The organism is Salinispora oceanensis, from assembly GCF_000383575.1.
In the GTDB taxonomy this organism is placed as follows: domain Bacteria; phylum Actinomycetota; class Actinomycetes; order Mycobacteriales; family Micromonosporaceae; genus Micromonospora; species Micromonospora oceanensis.
This window is the reverse complement of the sequence record NZ_KB911579.1, coordinates 936,221-960,804: the sequence shown is the minus strand read 5'-3', so window position 1 is coordinate 960,804 and position 24,584 is coordinate 936,221. Positions and strand designations below refer to the sequence as shown.

The window sequence follows — 24,584 nt, the reverse complement described above, 5'->3', positions numbered from 1 at the left end:
CAGCCATGCCAGGATGGCAGCTATGGCTCGGGGTCCGGTGGCGTTCGTGCTCGGTGGGGGCGGCATCCTCGGTGCGGTCGAGGTCGGCATGCTGCGCGCTCTGTTCCGCGCCGACATCCAGCCCGACCTGGTGTTCGGCACATCGATTGGTGCGGTCAACGGGGTGCTGGTGGCCGCCGACCCGTCCACTACGGTCACCGACCGACTGGTCCGGCTCTGGGCCTCCCCCGAGGCGAGCGAGGTGTACGGCGACTCGGTGGCCCGGCAGCTACGCCGGTTCGCCGCGCGCACCCATCTGCACTCACCGCGGCCCCTGCGCAAACTGTTGGAGCGGGAACTCGGCGCCGACACCACCTTCGCGGACCTGCGGGTGCCCTTCCGCTGCTGCGCGGCGAATATCGAACGGGCCGCCGAGCACTGGTTCGACACCGGGCCGGTGGTGCCGGCCGTCCTCGCCAGCGCCTCCGTGCCGGGTCTTCTCCCCCCAGCCCAGATCGATGGCGAGCACTACATCGACGGGGGTGTGGTCAACTCGATCCCGATCGGCGAGGCGGTAGCCGCCGGCGCCACCCAGATCTTCGTGCTTCAGGTGGGGCGGATCGAACGCGAGCTCAGCCCACCGCGGCGCCCCTGGGAGATTGCCCAAGTCGCGTTCGAGATCGCCCGCCGACATCGGTTCGCCCGCGAGTTGGCCGCCGTGCCCGACGGGGTCCAGGTGCACGTGCTGCCGACCGGAGGGATCCAGCCCCGGGAGGACTCGCCGTGGGCGTACCGAGACCTGGCGGCGGTCGGGCGGCGGATCAGCCGGGCCTACACGGCCTCGCGGCGCTACCTGGCCCAGCTGGACCGCTGATGCGCCTACCACCCCGGTGGCTGCGCCGGCTGCTCCTGGCTCCGGGTGTGGTTGTGCTGGCGGCCACCGTGGTGACGACAGTGCCGGTGTGGGCCCTGCTCGCCCTGGCCGCCTCGCCGTTCGTGCCGGGTCGGCTGCGTCCGCTGCGACTGCTCTGGATCGGTCTGGTCTATCTGGTGTGGGACGCGGCAGCGCTGATCGCGCTCTTCGTGCTCTGGGCCGCCTCCGGTTTCGGCTGGCGGGTCCGGTCCCCGGCGTTCGAGCAGGCGCACTACCGGCTCGCCGGCTGGTTTCTGCGGGTGCTGTTCTGGCAGGCCCGGTGGACCCTGCGACTCTCCATTGAGGTGGCCGGCGCCGATCCGGACACGGCTCTGGCCGGACGGCCGGAGCTGGTGTTGTGTCGGCACGCCGGCCCGGGCGACTCGTTCATCCTGATCCATGCCCTGGTCAACTGGTTCCGTCGGGAGCCGCGGATCGTGCTCAAGCACACCCTGCAGTGGGATCCGGCGATTGACGTGTTGCTCAACCGGCTACCGAATCGATTTCTCGCGCCCGGACCGGACGGCCGCGCGGCGTTGCCCGAACAGATCGGTCAGCTCGCCGCGGGCCTGGATGATGACAGCGCCTTCGTGCTCTTTCCCGAGGGCGGTAACTTCACGCCGAAGCGTCGCCTGCGGGCGATCATCCGGCTGCGGGAACTGGGCCACGAGTTGATGGCGTCGCGGGCTGAGCGGATGCGCCACGTGCTTGCCCCGCAGCCGGGCGGGCTGCTGGCCGCGTTGGACGCCGCCCCCGAATCGGGCGTCATCTTCGTCGCCCACACCGGCTTGGACCGGATGGTCACCATTGCCGACGTGTGGCGGGAACTTCCCATGGACAAACGAATTGTGATGCGGTTCTGGTCGGTGCCCCCGGAGGAGGTGCCGGTCGGTGCGCAGGCGCGGATCGACTGGCTCTTCGACTGGTGGGGGCGGATGGACGCATGGATCGCCAAGCATCAGAACGGGTCCCCGTAGGGTGACTCTGTGGAGGAGATCTGTGTGGTGACGACGGTGGTGGACGAGCGCTCGGCCGCCGGGGGGCTCGCGGACGCGGCGGTGGCCGCGCGCCTGGCGGCCTGCGCGCAGCTGGGCGGCCAGGTGGACAGCACGTACTGGTGGCAACAGCGCGTCGAGACCAACTCCGAATGGTCCGTGCAGTTCAAGACCGCCCCGGACCGGGTCGGCGCGCTGGTCGAGCAGATCCGGGCCAACCACCCGTACGACGTACCGGAGATCCTGGTGAACCGGGTGGAGAGCAACCCCGACTACGCCGCCTGGATCCACGAGCAGACCCGTCCGTAACCCGCCCGGTAGGGCCTACCCCACCGCCAACCTGGGGGCCCGCCGGCTTACTCGGCGCAACTGACCTCGGCAGACTCGGTTCCGGTGGTCGAGCTGACCGGCGCGACCGGAGCCGAGGAGGGGTGGGCGATGATGCGGCAGCTGGTGGCGGATCCGCCGGTACGGGGTAGTGACTACGCCGAGTTGTCCCGGCGGATTCGGGCGGCGGGACTTCTGGAACGCCGTCCCGGTTGGTATGCGGCTCGGATCGCGTCAACCGGCGCGTTCTTCGGCGCGGTCTGGGCTCTGGTCATCCTCGTCGGCGACTCCTGGGGGCAGGCGGCGGTCGCGGTCCTGATGGCGGTCGCCAGCACCCAGGTGGCCTTCCTCGGCCACGACGCCGGGCACCGGCAGATGTTTCGGCGGCGGGGACCGAGCGAACTGGTCGGCCTGCTCGCCGGGAACCTGGCGGTCGGGCTCAGCTACGGGTGGTGGGTGGAGAAGCACAACCGGCACCACGCCAACCCCAACCACGCCGACGAGGACCCGGACGTGGGGGCGGGTGCGTTGGTCTGGTCGGTGGAGCAGGCCCGGGCGACCCGAGGGTTCGCTCGGTGGCTGGCACGCCGGCAGGCGTTCCTCTTCTTCCCGATGCTGCTGCTGGAAGGGCTGAACCTGCATCTGTCGAGCCTGCGAGCCATCGCTGGGCGGGGGCCGGACGGGCGGTTCCAGACACCGATGCGGCACCGGGGTGCCGAGGCGTTCCTCATCGCCGCGCACACCGTCGGCTACGTTGGCGCCCTGCTGCTGGTGATGTCACCGGGGAAGGCGTTGGTCTTCGCGGTTGTCCACCAGGGGCTGTGGGGGCTGTACATGGGGTGTTCGTTCGCTCCGAATCACAAGGGCATGCCGATGCCGACCGCCGCTGACCAGCTGGACTTCCTGCGTAAGCAGGTGGTCACTGCACGCAACGTACGAGGAGGTCGGCTTGTCGATGTCGCGTTGGGCGGATTGAACCAGCAGATCGAGCACCACCTGTTCCCGAGCATGCCGCGGGGGAACCTGCGCCGGGCCCAACCGATCGTCCGGGCCTACTGCGCGCAGCGGGGTGTCCCGTACGTCGAGGTGGGGCTGGTGGAGTCGTACCGGCAGGCGCTCGCGCACCTGCACGCGGTTGGCCAACCTTTACGTTAGGTGAGCAGCGAGTCGGGGTGGTGAGGTGGTGCCGACACCGCTGGTCAGCTCCGGGTCGGTGGTGCCGGTAGGGTCTGCTCATGGCAGACGTGCGCACCGGGCGGAGGGCGACCTTCGTGGGGGAGATCCGATGAGATTCGAGATCAGTAAGGTGCTGGACGCCATTGAGGGCCGGGTATCCACCGACCCCTGGCTGACCCGCGCGGTGCTCGACCTGGCCGAGGTGATCCGCTACCAGGATATTGACGGCGGCCGGCCGGCCAGTCTGCTCCGCCTCGGCATGGTGATTGACGCCCTGGCGCGGCACCTGGAGGAGGACAGCGTCCCGGTCTACGCGGTGGTGCACCGGGGCGTACTCTCCGACGCCGACCTGACGTCGAACGAGCGGATGGTGGTGCGGCGCTGGGCCGACGACGGCCTGGTGGAGGTGCTCGACAATCCCGGTGGTCGGATGCTGGAGGTCGCCGACCTGCTCGGGCTTCCGGTGCTGAGCCGGGCCCGGTTTGACGGGTTGCGGGGACGCTACCCCTGGGTGGCCGACCAGCCCGGCCGGGTGGTCGCCCCGGTACCCGCCCAGAGCGGGCCGACCTTCGTCGCGCACGTCGGTGGCGGGGGCGCCCCCTCCGCCGGGGACCGCTCCGTAGCCGGCAACAAGCTGTTGACGCGGCACTGGCGGTGCCCCGAGTCCCCGTGCGCGCTCTTCGGTCAGGGCGGTGGGGGCGGGGCCTTCGCCGATCTGGCCGCGGTCAGCGATCGCAGCCCGGTGACGCAGCCGCCGCCCAGCCTGCGCGGCGGAGTGCCGACCTGCCCCCGGCACGGCGCTCGGCTCAGCGACGCGGGTCCGCGTCCTCGGTCGGCGGTGTTGGCGGTCCGGGTCGGTGGTTTGATCCGGCGCCGGTTCGTGCTCACCGACTCCGAGCCGGTGCTGGTCGGGCGTGCTCCGGAGGCGGACGGCGGGATCGTCCTCGGCCAGTGGCTCAACGACGAGGCCCGCCGGTGGATCAGCCGCAGCCACCTGCGACTGGAGTTACGCGTTGGCGAGATCATCGTTACCGACATGAGCACCAACGGTTCGGGGATCCGGCCGAACGGGTCGATGGTGGAGGCGGAGCGTGTCCCGCTGGCGCCGCAGCAGTCTCGGGTGCTGGCCGAGGGGGAGATGGTGGAGCTGTACCCGGGCGTGCAGGTTGGGCGCCCGGACGAACTGCCGGCCGGCGCGCCGTACACCCCGGCCTCGGTGATGGCCGAGGCGCCGACGATGGCAATGCGCCTGCCGCGTTGACCCGGCCACCGCAGGGTGCCGGGCCGTGACCCGGCTCCCCTGCGATGGCACGAGGGGCTACTCGGTGAGGATCGCCGCGAGCTGCGCCACCGCGTAGTCGGTCTCTTCCTCGGTGATGACCAGGGGCGGGGCCAGGCGGAGGGTGGAGCCGTGGGTGTCCTTGGCGAGGACACCGCGGCTCATCAGCCGTTCGCTCGCCTCCCGCCCGCTCATCAGGGCCGGGTCGATGTCCAGGCCGGCCCAGAGCCCGCGGCCTCGGACCGCGAGCAGGCCCTTGCCGACCAGCGCCTGGAGCCCGGTGTGCAAGCGGGCGCCGAGTTCGGCGGAGCGGCGCTGGAACTCGCCGGTGGCCAGGAGTCGGACAACCTCGGTGGCGACCGCGGCGGCGAGGGGGTTCCCGCCGAAGGTGGAGCCGTGCTGGCCTGGTTGGAGCACGCCGAGAACGTCGGCATCCGCCGCGACGGCCGAGACCGGCACGATTCCGCCGCCGAGAGCCTTACCGAGCAGGTACATGTCCGGCACGACAGCTTCGTGTTCGCAGGCGAACGTGGTGCCGGTACGGCCGAGGCCGGACTGGATCTCGTCGGCGAGGAGGAGCACGTTCCGGTCGGTGCAGACCCGCCGTACGGCGGGCAGGTAGCCGGCCGGCGGCACGATAACCCCCTGCTCGCCCTGGATCGGTTCGAGCAGCACCGCGACGGTGTTCTCGTCAATGGCGGCGGTCAGCGCGGTCAGATCGCCGTAGGCGACGAGGCGGAAGCCCGGGGTGTACGGCCCGAAGTCGGCGCGTGCGTCCTCGTCGGTGGAGAAGCTGACGATGGTGGTGGTGCGGCCGTGGAAGTTGCCCTCGGCCACCACGATGTTCGCCTGCTCCGCCGCGACTCCCTTGACCTGGTAGCCCCACTTGCGGGCCACCTTGATGCCGGTCTCGACGGCCTCGGCCCCGGTGTTCATCGGCAGCACCAGCTCCTTGTTGCAGAGCTGGGACAGCTCCCGGCAGAAGTCGGCGAACTGGTCGTGGATGAAGGCGCGGCTGGTCAGGGTGAGCCGGTCCAGCTGGGCGTGGGCGGCCTCGACCAGCTTCGGGTGACGGTGTCCGAAGTTGAGCGCCGAGTAGCCGGCCAGGCAGTCCAGGTAGCGGCGGCCGTCCACGTCGGTCACCCAGGCGCCCTCGGCCGAGGAGATGACCACCGGCAGCGGATGGTAGTTGTGCGCTGTCCATCGTTGCGCGTCGCGGACGGCCGCGGGCGTCCGTACCTCTTCTTTGATCATCTACTCGTCTCCCTGTCGGAGTCGCAACGTGCAGCACTTCGGGCCACCGCCGGCCTTACGCAGCTCGGACAGGTCGATCCCGATCGTTTGGTAGCCCCGCTCCCGCAGCTTCGCCGCCAAGCCGGTGGCCTGCGCCGGCAGGACGACGTGCTGGCCGTCGCTGACCGCGTTGAGGCCCAGGACCGCGGCGTCGGCCATGCTGGCGGTTACGGCGTCCGGGAAGAGCCGGCGCAGCACCGCTCGGCTGCCGGGGGAGAAGGCCTCGGGGAGGTACGCGATGGTGTGCTCGTCCAGCACGGTCAACGCGGTGTCCAGGTGGTAGAAGCGGGGGTCCACCAGCTGCATGGTGAGGACCGGGTAGCCAAACACCTCCTGCAGCTGCGCGTGGGCGGCGTGCGCGGTCCGGAACCCGGTGCCGGCGAGGAGGTAGCCACCGGCGAGCAGGATGTCGCCCTCCCCCTCGTTGACGTGCTTCGGATCGTGTACCTCAAGGCCGGCGGCTTCGAACCAGGCCCGGTAGGCGGGCGCCTCGTCGGCACGCTGTGGGTCCCGGAACTGCACCGCCATGGCCCGGTCGCCGAGGACCGTGCCGCCGTTCGCGGCGAAGACCATGTCGGGCAGGCCCGGTAGCGGGGTGATCTCCTCGACGGTGTGGCCGAGGTCCCGGTAGGTCTGGCGTAGTTGTTCCCACTGCCGGATCGCCAGGTCGACGTCGACTGGTGCGGCCGGATCCATCCACGGATTGATCGCATAGTCGACGGCGAAGTGTGTCGGCCGGCACATGAGGAAGCGCTGGCGGGTGGCGTCCATCGGCATTGTCCTGCTCCCAGGGTTGGGCGCGCCCCGGCCACCGTGGCCCGCGGGCTGGCGCCGTTGCTCCACGGTATGTGGGGCAGGTCAGCAGAATCCACCGTAGGAAGTTGCTTTGGCCGTCGGATCATTGCGTTTGGTAGCTTGTTTGCAGCGTTTCATTGCAGGTGCTCTCCGGAGGAGGAGTCCCCTGCTGCTCCGGCCCGGAGCGGGAGGCGGACCCGCGTCACCGCCCGAGGGCGTCAACGGCCTTACGCGCGGCGATCAGCACCGGGTCCCAGACGGGGGAGTACGGCGGGGCGTACCCGAGGTCGAGGGCGGTCATGTCATCCACGGTCATGCCGTTCCAGAGCGCCACGGCCAGGGCATCGATCCGCTTCGCCGCCTCCGACCAGCCCACGATTTGGGCGCCGAGGAGCCGCCCGGTGGGCCGTTCGGCGATGAGTTTGACGGTCATCGGGCGGGAGCCGGGGAAGTAGCCGGCCCGGTTGGTGGACTCGGTGATCACCGAGACGAACTCGAAACCCGCCGCCGCGGCGTCCTGCTCCCGGAGCCCGGTGCGGCCGACCTCCAGGTCACATACCTTGATCACCGCGGTGCCGATCACTCCGGGGAAGGTCGCATACCCGCCACCGATGTTGACGCCAGCGACCCGGCCCTGCTTGTTGGCGTGCGTGCCCAGTGGGATGTGTACGGGCATCCCGCTGACTCGGTGCAGGCACTCCACGCAGTCCCCGGCGGCCCACACGTCGTCAACTCCGGGTACCCGCATGCGCCGGTCCACCCGTAGGGCCCCGCTGGGCCCGATCGGCAGCCCGGCGGCCTCGGCGAGCGCGACGTTGGGGCGGACACCGAGGCCGAGCACGACCAGATCGGCGGGGATCGGCCCGTCGGAGGTGAGCACCGCGCAGACCCGCCCGTCTCGCTCCTGCAGGCCGGTCACCTCCAGGCCGGTGCGGATCTGCACCCCCACCCCGTGCATGGCGTCGTTGACCAGCTTGGCCATGTCCGGGTCCACGGTCGACATCGGTTGACTGGCCTTCTCGACCAGGGTGACCTCCAGTCCACGCTGGATCAGCGCCTCGGCCATCTCGACTCCGATGTAGCCCCCGCCGACCACGACCGCCTGGCGAGGGCGCGGATCGGTGTCCAGCCAGTCCCGCAGGGCGGCGCCGTCGTCGAGGGTCTGCACGCCGAAGACGCCCATCACCCCGGTGCGTGCCCAGCCGGGCCGTAGCGGGTGGGCGCCGGTGGCGTAGACCAGGGTGTCGAATCGCTCGCGGACCTCGCCGCCGTTGGCCAGGTCCCGGGCGACTACCTCGCGCCGGTCGAGGTCGACCGCGGTGACCTCGTGCCGTAGCCGGACTCCGATGTTGAACCGTTCGCGGAAGGTCGTCGGATCGCGGGCGACCAGCTGGTCGCGTTGCGGCACCAGGCCGCTTATCCAGTACGGAATGCCGCAGGCCGAGTAGGACGTGAATCCGCCCCGCTCGAAGGCAATGATCTCCAGGTCGTCTGGGCCGCGGCGGCGGCGGGCCTGGGATGCCGCGGCCATCCCGGCGGCATCGCCGCCGATGACGATCAACCGTTCTGCCATCAGCTCATCCTGCCATGGATCGACCCCAGACCGAGTGTGCTGCGTGGAGGTGGGGGAGATCGACATTGACAACTGCGTGGCAGGCACGTACAACTCGGTGAGAGCGCTCTCTCGACCCGTCCCCCAGAGAGGCCCGTTCATGCACACCCCACCCGGGGCGCCTGCCGCCCTGCCCGCGAGACGCCGGAAGCGACTGGCGTTGGCGCTGTTCACTGCCCTTACCACCACCGCCCTGGCCGGCGTCGCGGTCACCGCGAGCGCCGCCGTGCCCACGCCCGCCCCCGGCTGGAGTCTGGTCTGGAGCGACGACTTCGATGGCGCGGCCGGCACCCTGCCCTCCTCGGCTAACTGGATCATCGATCTCGGCACCAGCTACCCCGGTGGTCCGCCCAACTGGGGCACCGGCGAGATCCAGACGTATACCGACAGCACCGCCAACCTCAGTCACGACGGTGCGGGCAACCTACGAATCACCCCCTTGCGCGACTCGGCCGGCGGGTGGACCTCGGCCCGGATCGAGACCGTACGGACCGACTTCAAGCCGCCGGCCGGAGGCGTCCTCGCGATCGAGGGCCGGCTCCAGGTGCCGAACGTGACCGGTGCTCCGGCGGCCGGCTACTGGCCGGCGTTCTGGGCGCTCGGCTCGCCGTACCGGGGTAACTTCCAGAACTGGCCGAGCGTCGGCGAGTTCGACGTGATGGAGAACGTCAACGGGATCAACTCCGTGTGGGGCGTGCTGCACTGCGGCTATGCGCCGGGCGGGCCGTGCGACGAGTTCAACGGTATCGGTGCCGCCCGAACCTGCCCGGGAGCCACCTGTCAGTCGGCGTTCCACACCTACCGGTTCGAGTGGGACGCCTCGGTCAGCCCGCAGGAGCTGCGCTGGTACGTCGACGGCGAGCAATACCACACGGTGACGCAGACCCGGGTCGGTGAGCCGGCCTGGTCGCAGATGACCAGTCACGACGGCTACTTCCTGCTGCTCAACGTGGCGATGGGCGGCGCCTTCCCGAACGGTGTCGCCGGTGGAACCACTCCGACCGCCGCGACGGTGCCGGGTCACCCGATGCTCGTTGACTACGTCGCGGTCTACAGCCGAGGCGCTGGCACCGCCCCGCCCACCACCGCCCCGCCCACCACCGCGCCACCGACCACCCCACCCCCGGGCGGGGCGCGGGACGCGTACGCGACGATCGAGGCCGAGTCGTTCGACGGCCAGTACGGCGTACAGGTGGAGAACGCCACTGAGGGCGGGGAGAACATCGGCTACCTGCGCAACGGTGACTGGGCCCGGTACGACAACGTCGAGTTCGGCGCCACCGGACCCCGGGACTTCGTCGCTCGGGTCGCCTCCGGCGCCGGTAGTGGGGTGAGCGGGTTGGTCGAGGTGCGCCTGGACAGCCCGACCAGCCCACCGATCGGCAGCTTCGCGATCGGCAGCACGGGCGGCTGGCAGAGCTGGCGTTCCGTACCCGGCAACGTCGCCGGCCCCACCGGTCGCCACACGGTCTACCTGACCTTCACCAGCGGCCAGCCGAACGACTTCGTCAACGTCAACTGGTTCACCTTCCGCCGCTAGCGATGCGAGCGGCCCTGGTCGGCTTCCTGCCGGCGTCAAACCAGGGCCGCTCGCCGGCTGCTCTCCCTCGGCAGCCCGACCAGGATCGGCGTGCCCACCGCGGCGCCGCGGACAGCGGGTCGCGCACTCGAGCGCGACCGCTTCCCGGGCGGGCAACGAGTCGACTCGAGTGGGTTAAGCTCCTTCGATCGATCGAGGTTACTGGGAGGTAGCATGTCGGAGCAGCGGGTCGCGATCGTGACCGGCGCGGCGCGGGGCATCGGAGCGGCCACCGCTCGACGGTTGGCCGCCGACGGGTTGGCCGTAGCGGTGGTGGACATCGACAAGTCCGCGACCGATGCGACCGTCGCCGCCATCGCCGAGGCGGGTGGACGGGCGCTCGGCGTCGGTGCGGACGTGTCGGACCGGGCCCAGGTGGAGGCGGCCGTCGAGCGGGTCGCCGCCGATCTCGGCGCGCCCACCGTCCTGGTGAACAACGCCGGTGTGCTGCGGGACAATCTGCTGTTCAAGATGTCCGACGCTGACTGGGACACGGTGCTGGGCGTGCACCTGCGGGGTGCCTTCCTGTTCAGCCAGGCCACCCAGCAGCACATGGTCGAGCAGCGGTGGGGCCGGATCGTCAACCTCTCCAGCACCTCCGCGCTCGGTAACCGGGGGCAGGCGAACTACGCCGCGGCCAAGGCCGGCCTGCAGGGCTTCACGAAGACCCTCGCGATCGAGTTGGGCCCGTTCGGGGTGACGGTCAACGCGGTCGCTCCGGGCTTCATCGTCACCGACATGACCGCGGCGACCGCCGCCCGAATGAAGGTCGACTTCGAGGCGCTGCAGAAACACGCGGAGGCGGAGATTCCGGTCCGTCGGGTGGGCCGCCCGGAGGACATCGCACACACGATCTCGTTCCTGGCCAGTGCGGGCGCGTCGTTCGTCTCCGGGCAGGTCCTCTACGTAGCCGGCGGGCCGAAGGACTGATCCGGCGCGACCCGGGACGGCCTCGGCCGGCTGGCCGCAGCCAGGTCGAGGTCGTGGCGGGTACGCCAGAGCCAGAGCAGACCGAGCACCGGCAGCACCAGCGGGATGTAGCCGTATCCGCTGCCGAAGCCGGACCAGACCGTCTCGTCCGGGAACAACTCCGGCCGGGCCTGGCTGACCGCACCGACACCCACCACCCCGACCAACTCGACCGTGCAGCAGGCCAGTGCGATCAGGCGGCCGGTGCGACCGGCCCGGCCCAGCCCCACCGCCGCCACGATGTAGACCGCCGCGGCGAAGGCGGAGAGGAGGTACGCCATCGGCGCCGCCTCGAACCGGGTGGCGATCTGGAGGCCGGCCCGGCTGGTGGCGGCGATGGCGAAGAGCAAGTAGACCGCGATCAGGAGGCGGCCGGGGCCGGAGTTGGTCCGCGTCCGATCGGCGGGTCGCGTCCGATCGGCGGGTTGCGGGCGTTCGGTGGGTTGCCGGTCAGCCACCGAGCACCGTCCAGGTCTGCTGGAGTCGGACCAGAACGACCGGGGTGACCAGGCAGATCGTGCAGACGATGGCCGACCCCCACCGGGTGGGCTCCATTCGGGCCAGCACCCAGGCCAGCGGGGGTAGGCAGACCAGGGTGGCCAGGTAGCCGAAGAAGGATCCCGGCTCATCCGGCCGCTGGCCCCCACCGAGGGCGATCAGGGTGACGACGGTGAGCACGAGCAGCGCCGCTTCCAGGACGGCGAGGCCGGCGAACTGCGCCCGGTCCGGGGCGCGGTGCCGCAGGGTCGCCACGAGGGCCCAACCTGCGACGAGGAGGGAGAGCGCGATCGGGACGGCGGCGAGGAGCCCGTCGACTGGAAGGTCGCCAGCAGCGCTGGTGGTCGCGCTCGCTTCGGTCACCGGCACACTCTACTAATCCGGGTAGTACACCTGCCGGTGGCGTCCTTGCCCCGCGGGATAGCGTTGTCTGCGACACCGCGGTGGGTCGCGGCGCCGACTGGCTGGAGGTTCGTGGTGCAGTTTGGGTTGTTCGGTACCGGGCACTGGGCGGGCGAGGCGCACGGAGCGGGCCTGGCCGCCCATCCCCGTACCGAGCTGGTCGGTGTCTGGGGGCGGGATCCGGCGAAGGCCGCCGCGCTCGCCGAGGGGTACGGCGTGCCGGCGTTCGACGACGCTGACGCGCTGATCGAGGCGTGCGAGGCCGTGGCGATCGCCCTGCCACCTGATGTGCAGGTCGAGCTGGCGACCCGGGCCGCCGCGGCGGGACGGCACCTGTTGCTCGACAAGCCGCTCGCGTTGACCCTCGCTGACGCCGACCGCCTGGTCGCCACGGCCCGGGCCGCCGACGTCGCCTCGCTGGTCTTCTTCACCCAGCGCTATCACCAGAACGTCACCAACTTCCTCGCCGCGGCCGCCGCGGACGGCGGCTGGCAGCACGCCGAGGCGACCCTCTTCAGCTCGATCTTCCAGCCGGGCAGCCCGTACGCGGGCTCCACCTGGCGGCGTGAGCACGGGGGGCTCTGGGACATCGGTCCGCACGCGCTGTCCCTGATCCTGCCGGTCATGGGGCGGGTCACCCGGGTCGCGGCGATGAACGGCCCCCGAGGGCTGGTGCACCTGCTGCTCAACCACGACAACGGCGCCACCAGCAGGCTGTCGCTCACCCTGGACGCTCCCAGCGGAGTGGTCCGTGAGGACGTCGTCTTCTACGGCGAGAGCGGCATTGAGGCTGCTCCCCACGGCAACGGCACCCTGGCCGGGGCGTTCGGGACGGCGATCGACCAGCTCCTGGCGGAGATCGACTCGGGGACCCGGGATCACCGCCTCGACGTCCGGTTCGGTCGTGAGGTGGTGGCCATCCTGGCCGCGGCGGAGACGGCCCGCACCGAGGCCCGCACCGTTGAGGTGCCCGCGTAGCCGCCCGGCACGTCCCGACGGGCGCCGGTACGGCGAGGACCTGTACTGACGCCGGTGCGGCGAAAATCTGTTGAGCGGGGTGACCTGGGCGACTACAGTCCGGGCCATGTTCGCGTACACCCTGACTGAGTGGGCTGCCGTGCCGGCCGCCCACGGGCCGCTGCTGGTGGCCCGTCCGCGCGTTCGGCGTCCGGCCCCGGCCGGCGCCCGCCGCGCCTGACCAACCGCGCACCGCGCGCCCGCGCCGAGGGCCGTCCGAGTCCCGACCCACCCGGACAGGCCCCGATTCCGGCTGCCTGTCCTGCGTCGCCGCCGGCGACAGACAGGACGACGATCCATGGCGCCCCGCCGTACCCGAGCACCCGAACGCGACCGGTCCCGTCGCGTACTCTCCCAGAACTTTCTCGTTGATCCGGCCGCGATCAGCCGGCTGACCCGGGCGGCCCAGCCCGACCCGGACCGCCTCCTGCTGGAGGTGGGCGCCGGGCGTGGCCAGCTGACCCGGCTGCTCGCCGCCCGCAGCCGTCGCCTCATCGCCTACGAGGTAGACCCGGTCGCCGCTGCCGAGCTGCTCCGAAGCTGCGCGGATCTGCCCACTGTGACCTGTCGGCAGGGCGACTTCCTGACCGCCCCGGCGCCGCGGGCGCCGTTCGACGTGGTCGGCAACATTCCGTGGTCGCTGACCTCCGCCGTAGTCCGCTGGTGCCTGGCCGCGCCGGGCCTACGCGCGGCCACCCTGCTCACCCAACTCGAGTACGCCCGCAAGCGCAGCGGTGACTACGGGCGGTGGACGCGGTTGACCGTGCGCAGCTGGCCGGAGTTCAGCTGGCGGCTGGCCGGGCGGGTGCCCAGGACGGCGTTCCGTCCGATCCCGCGGGTGGACGCCGGCATTCTGCGCATCGAGCGCCGCTGGGAGCCGCTGCTGCCGGTGGCGGCGCTGCCCGCGTACCGGCGGATGGTGGAGTTGGGCTTCGACGGCGTCGGCGGCTCGCTCGCGGCGTCGCTGGCCCGCCACCATCCGCGGGCGCGGGTGGCGGCGGCGCTGCGCGCGACCCGACTCGATCCGGCGACCCCGGTCGGTCAGGTCTGGCCGGAGCAGTGGCTGGTGCTGTTCCGCCTGTTGGGGTCTTCGTAGCCCTTAGGACTGCGGGTGGCCCTAGCCCTGATTCGAGCAATTTATCTGTTTCATGTCTCTAACGGGCATCTGTGCGGCAAAGTTCGTCTAGTCGCGTTTATCCCCGTAGGGGTAATGGAGGGTGTCTGATGAGAGCACACAGCAGCCCGCGCAGCGGGGACACCACGGTGGACCGCTCGGCTCGGTGGCGTCGGGTGCTGCCGACCGCGGCGGTCATCGGAGCGGCAGCTCTGACCGGTTCGGCCGGGGCTCCCTTCCTGGGGCAGGGTGTGGCGACCGCGGTGGCGTCCGGACCGGGGTCGGCAACGGTAAACGGTGCTCTGGCTCCGGACCAGGACCGCCCGCACAGCGACCCGGCCAACGACCGATACACGGACCAGGGCGACGGCACCTGGGCGGGCGAGTGGGGAGTCGCCGGCGACCCCGGCTGGCACCGCGACGGCGCGGAGAGCAAGAAGCGCACCGACCAGGGGCATGCCCAGGAGAAGTACACCGCCGTGCCGTGTGACTCGGACAAGTTGATCGCGGCGATCACGGCGGCGAACGCCGCCGGTGGCGGGCACCTCTCCCTGGCCGAGCGGTGTCGGTACACGCTGACGATCAACCTGGACGGCAACGGCCTGCCAGAAATCCTCGCGCCGATCAAGATCCGTGGAAACGGCGCCACCATCGTCCGGGCCGCCAGCGCGGAGGCCTTCCGCATCTTCGCCGTCGGCGTCGGAGGTGACCTGCAGTTACGGGACCTCCGGATCAAGGGCGGGCAAAGCGACGGGGACGGTGGCGGGATCTTCGTCGCGGCGGGGGGTCGACTCCGACTGGACCACGTCACGATGGCCGACAACGTCTCCACCGGCGACGACGGCGACGGCGGTGGGATCTCCAACGAGGGGGAGAGCACGATCGTGCAGAGCACGATCACCCAGAACATCTCCGCGAACGACGGCGGGGGGGTGCACAACGACGGTGCTGGCAGCGTGACCATTCAGAAGTCCGTGATCGCCAAGAACCATGCAGGTGACACCGGCGGGGGAGTAGAGAACGACGGCACCGCCCTCAAGATCGCCCACAGTGTGGTGCACGGCAACAACGCCGTTGACGACGGCGGCGGCGTCTTCGCCTGTGCGGGAGCGACGTTGATCTCACACACCGCCGTCTCCGGCAACCAGGCCGGCGACACCGGCGGCGGCGTTGGCCACCTCGTCGGCGTCAGCGGGACCATGACCGACGTCACGATCAGCCGCAACACGGCCGGCAGCACCGGCGGCGGCATCGCGGTGCTGGGCGGGGACTCCACGGTCACCGTCGCGGACAGCAAGATTGTCGAGAACACCGCGGTGGCCGGGGCCGGCGGCGGCGTCTGGATCGAGGATGATGGCGGTAGCGGCAACGAGATAGCCATCCGGCGTACCGCGATCAGCCGCAATCAGGCCACGAGTGCGGGCGCCACGGGTGGTGGCATCTACAACGGTACGAACAACACCATGACGTTGACCAACGCCCGGGTTGTCGACAACCTCGCCAACACCGCGCCGGGCGGAGTGGACAACCGGGGCACGATCACGGTGCTCGGCAAGGTCGTCATCGTCGGCAACCGGCCCACCAACTGTGTCGGCAGCCCCAACCCCGTACCGACCTGTGCCGGCTGACCCGGCCTAGACGAGAGGGTTCAGCGCCTCGGACAGCTCGGCCGGGGAGTCGAAGCTCGCCTCCGGCAGTAGCCGCAGTACCTGCAACATCTCCGTGCTCAGCCCGTTCTCCTGGCCCCACCGGATCAGGTTCGCACGGGAGACGGGGTAGTCGAGGGTGGCGATGTGGTCCTGCAACTGTGCGTCCGAGACGGTCATGCGTACGGATACCCGCTCCGCCTGCCGGCATACCGGTTTGCCCACCCGCTGGGCAGGGTAGCCGCCCGGCATGCTGGTGCAGCGGCTCGGCGCCCCGAGTGATTTCGACCCATTGCTGGAGCGCGCCCGAGACGCCCGGATCGTGATGCTCGGGGAGGCGACCCACGGCAGCCATGACTACTACCGGCTGCGCGGGGAGCTGACCCGGCGGCTGATCGCCGAGGGCGGCTTCTCGTTCGTCGCGGTGGAGGGGGACTGGCCGGACTGCGACCGGGTGCACCGCTCGGTCACGGCCGCCCCCGACGCCGCCGTCGAACCGCAGGCCGCCCTCGAACGGTTCGAGCGGTGGCCCACCTGGATGTGGGCGAACGCGGAGGTGGCCCGCTTCTGCCGCTGGCTGCGGGAGTGGAACGGGCAACGGCCCGAGCCGGAACGGGTCGGTTTCCACGGGCTGGACGTCTACAGCTTGTGGGAGTCGATGCAGGCCATCTTCGACTATCTGGGGGAGGAGGCGCCCGGGGCGCTGGACGCCGCCCAGGACGCCTACCGGTGCTTCGAGCCGTACGGACGGCGGATCGAGGAGTACGGCGCGGCGAGCCGGTTCGTCTCCGCGCGCTGCGAGGACGAGGTGGTCTGCCTGCTGGCGCGGATGCGGGAACACTCGGCGACCGACGGTGCGGACGCCTTCTCGGCCTGGCAGAACGCGGAGGTCGTCTCCGGCGCGGAGCGGTACTACCGCGCCATGATCGGCGGTGGGCCGGAGTCGTGGAACATCCGGGACAATCACATGGCCGACACGCTGGACCGGCTGCTGGAGCGCTACGGCCCGGGGGCGCGCGGGGTGGTGTGGGCCCACAACACTCACGTCGGGGACGCGCGGGCAACCGACATGGTCGCGGATGGCATGGTCAGCCTCGGCCAGTTGGCCCGGGAGCGGCACGGCCGGGACGATGTCGTCCTGGTCGGGTTCGGCAGCCATCGGGGCACGGTGGTCGCCGCGCCGCACTGGGGCTCGCCGGCCGAGAGAATGGCCGTTCCGCCGGCCCGGGAGGGGTCGGTGGAACGGCGGCTACACGAGCTGCTGCCGGAACAGGCAGTGCTGATCTTCGGCGGCGCCGACCAGCCCGGCTGGGTGACCGAGCCGTTGGACCACCGGGCGATCGGGGTGGTCTACAACCCCTCGTTCGAGTCCTGGGGTAACTATCAGCCGACCCGGCTGGGGGAGCGGTACGACGGGTTCGTCTGGTGCGATGAGGCGACCGCCCTGGACCCGCTCCCCACCCGAGGCACCCACGGTGAGCTGGAGACGTACCCGGCCGGGGTGTAGCGGGCGGTGCCCGAGCTGGGGCCCCTGGTCCGGCGCAGTACGGGAAGGGCCCCCTGCCCGGCGCAGCACGCGCTGGACAGGGGGCCGCTTCGGTGACCTCAGGTGCGGGCGGGTTCCTGTTCCGCCAGGTGGTTCCGCAGTCCCTCACCCTCCACGTCCACGTTGGGCAGGACCCGGTTCAGCCAGCGCGGCAGCCACCAACCGGCGTCGCCGAGCAGGGACATGACCGCCGGCACGATCGTCATCCGGACCACGAACGCGTCGATGGCGACGCCGACCGCCAGCGCGAAGCCCATTGACTTGATGACCGGGTCCTCCATGAAGATGAAGCCACCGAAGACGGAGATCATGATGAGCGCGGCCGCGGTGACCACCCGGGCACCGTGACCCATTCCGTTGATGGTGGCCTGCTGGGCGGTGTCGCCGTGGACGAAGTCCTCCCGCATCCGGGAGACGAGGAAGACCTCGTAGTCCATCGCCAGTCCGAAGAGGATACCGATGAGCAGGATCGGCAGGAAGCTGATCAGCGGCCCCGGTGTGTCCAGACCGACCAGGTCGGCGAGGTGGCCCTGCTGGAAGACCGCGACGGTCAGCCCGAAAGTGGCCGCCACGGTGAGTAGGAAGCCCAGCGCGGCCTTCACCGGCACCAGCAGCGAGCGGAACACCAGCATCAACAGCACGATCGACAGCCCGACCACCAGGAGCAGATAGATCGGCAGGGCGTCGGTGAGCTTCTCCGAGACGTCGATACCGATGGCGGTCACCCCGGTGAGCAGCACGTCGGCTCCCTGGATACCGCCGACCGAGCCGCGGATGTCATCCACCACCTGCTCGGTCGCCGGGTCGGTGGGCCCGGTCTCCGGGATCACGCCGAGCAGGGCGGTCCGCCCGTCCGGACTCAGCTGTGGTGGCGCCACGGCCAGGACGTTGCTGGTGTCCTGAACCAGGGCCGCGACCTGCGGTACGGCTGCCGCCGTCGCCTGCGGGCTGTCCCCGGCCACCACGATCGCCAGCCGACCGGTGAAGCCCGGCCCGAAGCCCTCGCTGATCAGGTCGTTGGAGACCCGGGCCGGTGAGCCCAGCGGTGCGGTTCCCTGGTCCGGGAGGGCCAGCCGCATGTCGGAGGTGGGCAGCGCGAGCACGCCCAGCCCGAGCAGGGCGACCAGGATCACCGGCACCCGGAACCGGATGACCAGCCGGGCCCAGCGGAAGCCGAAGGTGGAGCGGTCCTCGGCCGGCGCGGTCGGCTCGGATGCGTCGGTTCCCAGCTCGGCCGGGGTGGTTCGGTACTGGTGCCGCTGCTTGCGGCGGAGCACCCGCCGGCCGGCGAAGCCGAGCAGCGCCGGCTGCAGGGTGAGGGCGACCAGCACGGCGATGACGACCGTTCCGGCGGCGGCCAGACCCATGACGGTCAGGAACGGGATGTTCACCACCGCCAGACCGGACAGCGCAATGACCACGGTGGCGCCGGCGAAGAGCACGGCCGAGCCGGCGGTGCCGACCGCCCGGCCGACCGCCTCGTCCGGTGGCAGCCCCTCGAGCAGGTTCTGCCGGTAGCGGGAGGTGATGAAGAGTGAGTAGTCGATACCGACCGCGAGACCGAGCATCAGGGCGAGGATCGGCGCGGTGCTGGTCAACTCAACCGTGCCGCTGAGCGCGTAGAGACCGGCCATGCCGACGCCGACCCCGATCAGCGCGTTCAGCATGGTCATTCCCGCCGCTACCAGCGAGCCGAAGGTGATGACCAGGACGATCGCCGCGACGGCGACGCCGATCGCCTCGGAGGAGCCCGCCTGCGGCTCGGCGTTGAGCACCTCACCGCCGGGGGCTACCTGCCAGCCCTGCGCCTTGGCCGCGGCGCCGACCTGCTCGTACGCCTCCCGCTCATCGTCGGTGACCTTGTCCGCGCCCTCGGTGAACTGGACCTGGATCAGCCCGAACTGGCCGTCGGGGCTGATGGCCTGGGCCGTGAGTGGGTCCACTGCGGCGGTCACGCCGGGCAGCGTCGCGGCCTCCTTGGTGACCTCGGTGGCCACCGCCTGGCCCTGTGGCGTGCCGAGTAGGCCCGGCTCTGGAGCTTTGAGCGCGATCGTGCCGGTGGCGCCGCTGGCCGCCGGGAACTGCTCCTCGAGCAGATCCCTCGCCTGCTGCGACTCGGTGCCGGGCATGCTGAAGTCGCTCGCCGTTGGGCCACGCAGGTTCAGGGCCGCCAGGCCGAGACCGACGAGCACGACTAGCCAGATCGCGGCGACGAGGCGTCGTCTGCGCATCGCGCCGCGGCCGAGCCGATAGAGCAGGGTCGACATGGGTCGGAGTCCTCCGTCGTTATTGGTTGGGTCAGGTGACCGGTTCGAGTGCCCGGCGGACCAGCGCGAGCAGCGCCGGACGTAGTTCCGTCTCGGGGAGATCGATGAATTCGCCGCACGTCTCGGCGATGCCGGCGAGGATCACCAGCGCCGCGACCCGGGCGGCCGGGCGGTCGGAGTGGCCGGCGAAGGCCTGGGCGAGCCGATCCGGGATGTGTTGTAGGTGGCTGAAGGGGGGTTGCTGGAACAGGCCGGGGAACTCACCGCGGAGGAACGCGGTCTCGCGGCGGAACCGGACCGCCAGGTCGACGAAGCCCTCGGCCGCGATCTGTTGCGCCTCCGCCGGGCCGCTCGCGGCGGCGATGCGCTCGTCGAGTTCCCGTAGCTGGTCGATCGGCCGGGCCACCAGTTCGGCGAGAATGGCCTTCTTGTCGGCGAAGTGGTAGAGCACCGCCGCCTTCGAACAGCCCACGTCTGCCGCGATGTCCTGCAACGACGTGCCTCGGTAGCCGGATTGCGCAAACCGTCGCCCCGCCGCCGCGAGAATATCGTCGTGCCGCTCGGGCGCTGCCCGTGTCATGTCGGTCCCACCTCCTCGAACAGCATGCCTGACCGATCGGTCAGATGCCGACTGATAGGCAAACCAGTGGCGTTCGCCACACGCAGGTGGGTCCGTTTGGCCGTGTCGAAGGAACTTTGGGCGGTGCTCTGGCGGTGGCTGCCGGTTCCGGGCCGAGGGGCTGGCCGACATGTTCGTGTTGACGGCCGGGTGCGTTGACCGCCGTCTCGGCTGCCGGCAGGGTGATCAGATGGGCAAGGTCGAGGAAACCCGGGACGGGGTCGCACTGACCAACCTGAGTCAGCCGCTGTTCGATGGGGCGGGCGCGACAAAGCGCGACCTGGTGAACTACCTGGACGCGGTGCGCGACCGAATCCTGCCGCACCTGCGGGAACGGCCGCTGTCGGTCATGCGGGTACGCCCCGGGCAGCCCCCCTTCATGCAGAAGAACCTGCCGAAGTACACCCCGGACTGGATTCCCCGTACGGGGGTGTGGGCGGCAGCGTCGCACCGCGAGATCTCGTACGCCCTCTGCGGCGACCGACGTACGTTGCTCTGGCTCGCCAACCAGCGGGCGGTGGAGTTCCACCCCACGCTCGCCACGGTCGCCGCCCTGCAGTGCCCGACCCACCTCGTGCTCGACCTGGACCCGCCGGAGGGCGCCCCGTTCGAGGTGGCGGTGGCGGCGGCCCTCCTGGTCCGCCGGGCTCTCGCCGGTGCCGGGCTCGCCGGGGCGGTGAAGACCAGCGGTGCCAAGGGGGTGCACGTGTTCGTGCCGGTGACGGCGGAGGCGACGGCCGAGGAGCTGGCCGCCGCCACCCGAGCACTCGCGCTTCGGGCGGCCCGCCTCGACCCGGACCTCGCGACGACCGCCTTCATCCGGGAGGACCGGAGTGGGAAGGTCTTCATCGACTCCACCCGAGCTGGTGGGGCGACGGTGGTGTCCGCCTACAGCCCGCGGCTACGGCCCGGCGTGCCGGTTTCGTTCCCGGTGCCCTGGGACCTCCTGCCGTCGGTCACGCCCACCGATTTCACGATTCAGACCGCGCCCGCCCTGGTCGCCGCGGCGGACCCGTGGGCGGACGGAATGCCCCCGGCGCAACGGCTCCCGGCTGACCTGATCGCCGAGGGGCGCACCATCCCGGTGGCTCGGGTGCAGGCGATGCAGGAGGGGAAGCGACGGGCCCGTGCCCGGCGGGCCGCCGGCTGATGCCGTTCGTGGTGACCGCAGGCACGTCCGATGCCTTCCGGATGCTGCACCCCGTTTCCCCAGCGCAGGTGTCACGTGCCCCCGTCGCGGGGATTGCGGACCGCGAAGTCGTTGGCAATCTCATCGAAAGTGACCCATCGAATGTCCTCATGCTGGTTGATGTAGTCGATAATCCGCTCGAGCATCAGCAGGACCTGTGGATGCCCCGAGACATCGGGGTGGAGATTGATGGGGAATATGGCATAGTCCAGCTCCCGGTAGACCCAGTCGAACTGGTCGCGCCACATCTCCTCCAGGTGTCGCGGGTTGACCCAGCCATGGCTGTTGGGGTTGGCCTTGATGAACATCATCGGCGGTAGGTCGTCGAGATACCAGTTTGGTGGGATCTCGATGAGATCGGTTTCCCTGCCGCGTACCAACGGCTTCATCCACTCGCTGGCCCGGGCGGAGTAGTCGATTTTGGTCCACGTGTCACCGACGCGAAGGCGGTAGGGGTGGAAGTCGTTGTGCATGAACGTGCGGTCGTACTTGATGCCTCGTTCCAGCAACAGTTCATGCGTGACTGGTGAGAGCGCCCCCCACGGTGCGGCGTATCCCGTAGGGTGCCGCTTGCTCACGGCCTCGACCAGCTCGATGCTCCGGTCCAGGACCGCGGCCTCCTGCGCACGGCTCATCGCCAACGGGTTCTCGTGACTGTAACCGTGGATGCTCATCTCGTGGCCGGCGTCCACCAGTTGTCGGCACTGGTCGGGGAAGGTTTCGATAGAATGCCCGGGGACAAACCAAGTGCTCCGTAGGCCGTACTTTCGAAACAGCTTCAGCAAGCGCGGTACGGCGATCTCACCGGCAAAGAGACCTCGGGAGATGTCATCCGGTGCGTTCTCGCCACCGTAGGAACCCAACCAGCCCGCGACCGCGTCCAGGTCGACGCCGAACGCGCACAGGATTTCCTTCGGCATGACGTTCCGCCCCTTCCGTCCGCCTCCCCTTGGCGACCAAGGCTCTTGACCTTGATTCTTCCCGGCGCTCCATCCGCGTGGAGTGTCTTTGGTCCGATCCCACGTCGCTACGGGCCCGTGCCCGGCGGGCCGCCGGCTGAGGCGTCCATCGCTCCGCGGTCAGCTGACGGCCAGATCGAGGACGCCGGCGAGTTCCGCCGGGGCAGACAACATCGGCCAGTGCCCCGTGTGCAGGTCGAAACGGCGCCATGGCGGCTGGTGGAGGGACGCCAGGGCCGGTACTCCGGCGTTCAACAGGTCCCGGAAGTCGTTGCACGTGACCAGGACGCGGTCGACGTCGTGGCGGGGTTCGGCCGGGCCGGCGAGCCGCTGCTCGTAGGTCCCGAATGGTTGGGCGGTGGCACGGGCCCGCAGCAGCTCCCGCTTGTTCTGGTCGAGTCCGTCCAGGCTGCTGGACAGCCCCAGGACCGCAAAGGGGGGCATCGGTAGTCGCCAACCCTCACCATCCGCTGCGACCTGCTGGCGCAGCTGCTCGGCAGCCTCCGGTGGCATGAGGTCGAGCATGCACATGCCGGTGGCGAACGGAGCGCTGTCCACGTACACCACCCGCTTCAGCCGTTCATCGAGTTGTGCAGCCGCTCCGGTGACGGGAGCGCCGGCATAGCTGTGGGCGACCAGGGTGACGTCGTGCAGGTCACCTCGCTGGACGAAGTCGATTATGTCGGCGATGTGGGTCTCCAGGTTCGTCGCCGGAGTGCCCCGGTCGGCGTACTCGCCGAGGCCGGTCAGCGTCAGCGGAAGCGCCGTGTGCCCGCGCCCAGCCAGCGCGTGGGCGGTGTCTTGCCAAGCCCATGCGCCGAGCCATGCGCCGGGAACGAGTACGAAGGTAGCCATGTGATCTCCCTGACTTGAGGTGTCGTAAGAGTAGGATCAATACAGGACAGCTTCCGTCCGGATAGGGTAAGTGACCTATGTCTCATCCGCTGACCCGCGTCCTGACCCTGCTGGAGCTCCTGCAGTCGCACCCGCGGCTTACTGGTCGGGAGTTGGCCGATCAGCTCGGCACTGACGTTCGAACTGTCCGTCGCTACGCCGCGCACCTGCGCGATCTCGGGATCCCGGTAGCAGCCGAACGGGGCCGCCACGGCGGCTACTGCCTGGCCCGCGGCTATCGGATGCCGCCCCTGGTGCTCACCAACGACGAGGCCCTCGCCGTTGTCGTGGGACTGCTCGCCGCGGAGCGACTGGGCATGAGCATGACCACTCCGGCGCACTCGGGTGCCCTGGCCAAGATCGAACGGGTCCTTCCGCGCGGCCTACGGGAACCGCTGGCGGCCATCCGAGAGACCCTGTCCTTCACCACCAACACGGTGACCGCACAAGCGCCCGAGACGGGTGTGCTGTTGGCCCTGGCCCAGGCGTCGCGCGCCCGCACGGTCGTCCGGATGAGCTACCGATCCTGGCAACAGGAGCAGACCGAACGCGACCTCGATCCGTACGGTGTCGTCTTCCATCGCGGCCGCTGGTATGTGGTCGGACGCGACCATCGGCACGACAGCCTGAGAACCTTCCGGATCGACCGGATCGCTGTGCTTGCTACTGGTACACGAACCTTCACGATCCCGGACGGCTTCGACCCCGTCACCCACCTGACATCGGCGCTTGCTCGTGTTCCGTACCGCTGGGACGTTGAAGTTCTCATCCACGGGCCGTTGGACGAGGTCGCCCGCCGACTACCGCGCTCCGCCGTGACGCTCGAGGCGGATGCCGCCGGTGTCGTGTTGCACGCACGGGCCGAGCGCCTGGACGGCATGGCCCGCCTGCTGGCCGCACTGGAATGGCCCTTCATCATCCGCCGACCCGATGAACTGCGGCCGGCGCTGAGGAGCCTGGCTGACCAGCTCAGAGCAGCCGCGGACCGGGTACCGAACAAGTCGTCGTAGCGGGACAGCGCGACCTGTCGCGATGCCGCCGGCATCGTCCGCTCCGTTCTCGACGCCCGCCGCGACCACCGCCCCTCTTACCGCCTGCTCACTGACACCGAACCGCGGCCCAACCTCCATGAGCGTCAGCCCGCTCCCGTAGAGCCGCACGGCCTCGGGTGCGTCTGCCGCGAGTTCTTGCTGACGCTGCGGCACCAAACGGCGGACCAGATGCGCGGCAGCTGTCCTGGTGCAGGTGCCGAACTTCCGACTGAGAGCCATCACTGGTGGCGAAGAGTGTGCCTGGCGCATGCCGTGACGGTCACGCGAGTCCTGCCCGGGCCGCCCGCCCAGGCAAAGCGGCGGCGGCGATGATCCGGCCATTGTGCGCGGCCGTGATCCTTGCTGGCCATGACCGTGAGCGAGGGGCATGGAAGCCTGGGCGGCTTGTCACGGTGCCCCGCCTGACCTCGTGGTCGGGCGGGGCACCGTTGTGGTGGGTGTCGGTGGGACACCTCCGGTGGCTG

General features: G+C 70.3%; 23 protein-coding genes. 13 read left to right on the top strand and 10 right to left on the bottom strand.

Annotated elements, in window-relative coordinates; all coding sequences use genetic code 11:
• The first annotated feature begins 22 nt into the window (after positions 1-22).
• The 5 genes from SALPAC4_RS0104230 to SALPAC4_RS0104210 all read left to right on the top strand — a co-directional run bounded on the left by SALPAC4_RS0104230 (position 23) and on the right by SALPAC4_RS0104210 (position 4,651).
• Positions 23-853 carry a patatin-like phospholipase family protein gene (locus SALPAC4_RS0104230; RefSeq protein ID WP_019869291.1) on the top strand — a complete coding sequence of 277 codons (831 nt, stop codon included), beginning with the start codon at positions 23-25 and terminating at the stop codon, positions 851-853.
• Positions 853-1,869 (top strand): 1-acyl-sn-glycerol-3-phosphate acyltransferase, encoded by a 1,017-nt coding sequence (locus SALPAC4_RS0104225; RefSeq protein ID WP_019869290.1) that lies wholly within the window; start codon positions 853-855, stop codon positions 1,867-1,869. The genes SALPAC4_RS0104230 and SALPAC4_RS0104225 overlap by 1 nt, the downstream gene beginning before the upstream one ends.
• A gap of 9 nt (positions 1,870-1,878) precedes the next feature.
• On the top strand, positions 1,879-2,196 hold the full coding sequence (gene cutA, locus SALPAC4_RS0104220; RefSeq protein ID WP_019869289.1) for a divalent-cation tolerance protein CutA: 318 nt from the start codon (positions 1,879-1,881) through the stop codon (positions 2,194-2,196).
• A gap of 129 nt (positions 2,197-2,325) precedes the next feature.
• A complete protein-coding gene (locus tag SALPAC4_RS0104215) occupies positions 2,326-3,369 on the top strand; it encodes a fatty acid desaturase family protein (RefSeq protein ID WP_027644418.1) in 1,044 nt (347 codons plus the stop codon).
• 130 nt (positions 3,370-3,499) lie between these two features.
• Entirely contained in the window at positions 3,500-4,651 is a 1,152-nt protein-coding gene (locus SALPAC4_RS0104210; RefSeq protein WP_019869287.1) for an FHA domain-containing protein, read from the top strand.
• Positions 4,652-4,708: 57 nt separating this feature from the next.
• On the opposite strand, the gene rocD is transcribed toward SALPAC4_RS0104210, so the two are convergent.
• The 3 genes from rocD to SALPAC4_RS0104195 form a co-directional block, all read right to left on the bottom strand.
• A complete protein-coding gene (rocD, locus tag SALPAC4_RS0104205; RefSeq protein ID WP_019869286.1) occupies positions 4,709-5,923 on the bottom strand; it encodes an ornithine--oxo-acid transaminase in 1,215 nt (404 codons plus the stop codon).
• A complete protein-coding gene (gene ddaH / locus SALPAC4_RS0104200; RefSeq protein WP_027644419.1) occupies positions 5,924-6,733 on the bottom strand; it encodes a dimethylargininase in 810 nt (269 codons plus the stop codon).
• 226 nt (positions 6,734-6,959) lie between these two features.
• The gene (locus SALPAC4_RS0104195; RefSeq protein ID WP_019869284.1) at positions 6,960-8,330 is read right to left on the bottom strand and encodes an FAD-dependent oxidoreductase; all 1,371 of its coding nucleotides are present in this window, start codon (positions 8,328-8,330) and stop codon (positions 6,960-6,962) included.
• A gap of 139 nt (positions 8,331-8,469) precedes the next feature.
• Here SALPAC4_RS0104195 and SALPAC4_RS0104190 point away from each other — a divergent pair, with 139 nt between their 5' ends.
• Together SALPAC4_RS0104190 and fabG are read left to right on the top strand one after the other, a co-directional pair.
• Positions 8,470-9,909 carry a carbohydrate-binding protein gene (locus SALPAC4_RS0104190; protein WP_027644420.1) on the top strand — a complete coding sequence of 480 codons (1,440 nt, stop codon included), beginning with the start codon at positions 8,470-8,472 and terminating at the stop codon, positions 9,907-9,909.
• A 213-nt stretch (positions 9,910-10,122) separates the two neighbouring features.
• Positions 10,123-10,878, top strand: a complete 756-nt coding sequence (gene fabG, locus SALPAC4_RS0104185; protein WP_018729345.1) for a 3-oxoacyl-ACP reductase FabG — start codon at positions 10,123-10,125, stop codon at positions 10,876-10,878.
• On the opposite strand, the gene SALPAC4_RS0104180 is transcribed toward fabG, so the two are convergent.
• The gene (locus tag SALPAC4_RS0104180; RefSeq protein ID WP_019869282.1) at positions 10,851-11,375 is read right to left on the bottom strand and encodes a hypothetical protein; all 525 of its coding nucleotides are present in this window, start codon (positions 11,373-11,375) and stop codon (positions 10,851-10,853) included. The two genes, fabG and SALPAC4_RS0104180, sit on opposite strands and share 28 nt — an antisense overlap.
• Complete coding sequence (locus SALPAC4_RS0104175) at positions 11,368-11,784, bottom strand: hypothetical protein (RefSeq protein WP_027644421.1); 417 nt, start codon at positions 11,782-11,784, stop codon at positions 11,368-11,370. The genes SALPAC4_RS0104180 and SALPAC4_RS0104175 overlap by 8 nt, the downstream gene beginning before the upstream one ends.
• A 105-nt stretch (positions 11,785-11,889) precedes the next feature.
• Here SALPAC4_RS0104175 and SALPAC4_RS0104170 point away from each other — a divergent pair, with 105 nt between their 5' ends.
• The 3 genes from SALPAC4_RS0104170 (at position 11,890) to SALPAC4_RS0104155 (ending at position 15,576) form a co-directional block, all read left to right on the top strand.
• Positions 11,890-12,795, top strand: coding sequence for a Gfo/Idh/MocA family protein (locus tag SALPAC4_RS0104170; RefSeq protein WP_019869280.1), 906 nt, complete (start codon positions 11,890-11,892; stop codon positions 12,793-12,795).
• A gap of 337 nt (positions 12,796-13,132) precedes the next feature.
• The gene (gene erm / locus SALPAC4_RS0104160; protein ID WP_019869279.1) at positions 13,133-13,930 is read left to right on the top strand and encodes an ErmE/ErmH/ErmO/ErmR family 23S rRNA (adenine(2058)-N(6))-methyltransferase; all 798 of its coding nucleotides are present in this window, start codon (positions 13,133-13,135) and stop codon (positions 13,928-13,930) included.
• A gap of 128 nt (positions 13,931-14,058) precedes the next feature.
• Entirely contained in the window at positions 14,059-15,576 is a 1,518-nt protein-coding gene (locus tag SALPAC4_RS0104155; RefSeq protein ID WP_397537951.1) for a right-handed parallel beta-helix repeat-containing protein, read from the top strand.
• 6 nt (positions 15,577-15,582) lie between these two features.
• Here SALPAC4_RS0104155 and SALPAC4_RS0104150 read toward each other — a convergent pair whose 3' ends face one another.
• Positions 15,583-15,774, bottom strand: a complete 192-nt coding sequence (locus SALPAC4_RS0104150; RefSeq protein WP_018744064.1) for a DUF2795 domain-containing protein — start codon at positions 15,772-15,774, stop codon at positions 15,583-15,585.
• A 70-nt stretch (positions 15,775-15,844) separates the two neighbouring features.
• On the opposite strand from SALPAC4_RS0104150, the gene SALPAC4_RS0104145 reads away from it, so the two are divergent.
• Positions 15,845-17,101 (top strand): erythromycin esterase family protein, encoded by a 1,257-nt coding sequence (locus SALPAC4_RS0104145; RefSeq protein ID WP_019869277.1) that lies wholly within the window; start codon positions 15,845-15,847, stop codon positions 17,099-17,101.
• 98 nt (positions 17,102-17,199) lie between these two features.
• Here SALPAC4_RS0104145 and SALPAC4_RS0104140 read toward each other — a convergent pair whose 3' ends face one another.
• Both SALPAC4_RS0104140 and SALPAC4_RS0104135 read right to left on the bottom strand, forming a co-directional pair.
• Positions 17,200-19,407, bottom strand: a complete 2,208-nt coding sequence (locus SALPAC4_RS0104140; protein WP_019869276.1) for an MMPL family transporter — start codon at positions 19,405-19,407, stop codon at positions 17,200-17,202.
• Positions 19,408-19,438: 31 nt separating this feature from the next.
• Complete coding sequence (locus tag SALPAC4_RS0104135) at positions 19,439-19,987, bottom strand: TetR/AcrR family transcriptional regulator (RefSeq protein ID WP_019869275.1); 549 nt, start codon at positions 19,985-19,987, stop codon at positions 19,439-19,441.
• A 229-nt stretch (positions 19,988-20,216) separates the two neighbouring features.
• Here SALPAC4_RS0104135 and SALPAC4_RS0104130 point away from each other — a divergent pair, with 229 nt between their 5' ends.
• Positions 20,217-21,176, top strand: a complete 960-nt coding sequence (locus tag SALPAC4_RS0104130) for a non-homologous end-joining DNA ligase LigD (RefSeq protein ID WP_223874689.1) — start codon at positions 20,217-20,219, stop codon at positions 21,174-21,176.
• Positions 21,177-21,247: 71 nt separating this feature from the next.
• On the opposite strand, the gene SALPAC4_RS0104125 is transcribed toward SALPAC4_RS0104130, so the two are convergent.
• The gene (locus SALPAC4_RS0104125; RefSeq protein WP_019869273.1) at positions 21,248-22,135 is read right to left on the bottom strand and encodes a polysaccharide deacetylase family protein; all 888 of its coding nucleotides are present in this window, start codon (positions 22,133-22,135) and stop codon (positions 21,248-21,250) included.
• Between the two features lie 159 nt (positions 22,136-22,294).
• Entirely contained in the window at positions 22,295-23,029 is a 735-nt protein-coding gene (locus SALPAC4_RS0104120) for an alpha/beta fold hydrolase (protein WP_019869272.1), read from the bottom strand.
• A 77-nt stretch (positions 23,030-23,106) separates the two neighbouring features.
• Between SALPAC4_RS0104120 and SALPAC4_RS0104115 the strand changes: the two genes are divergently transcribed.
• Positions 23,107-24,078 (top strand): helix-turn-helix transcriptional regulator, encoded by a 972-nt coding sequence (locus SALPAC4_RS0104115; RefSeq protein ID WP_019869271.1) that lies wholly within the window; start codon positions 23,107-23,109, stop codon positions 24,076-24,078.
• Positions 24,079-24,584: the final 506 nt, after the last annotated feature.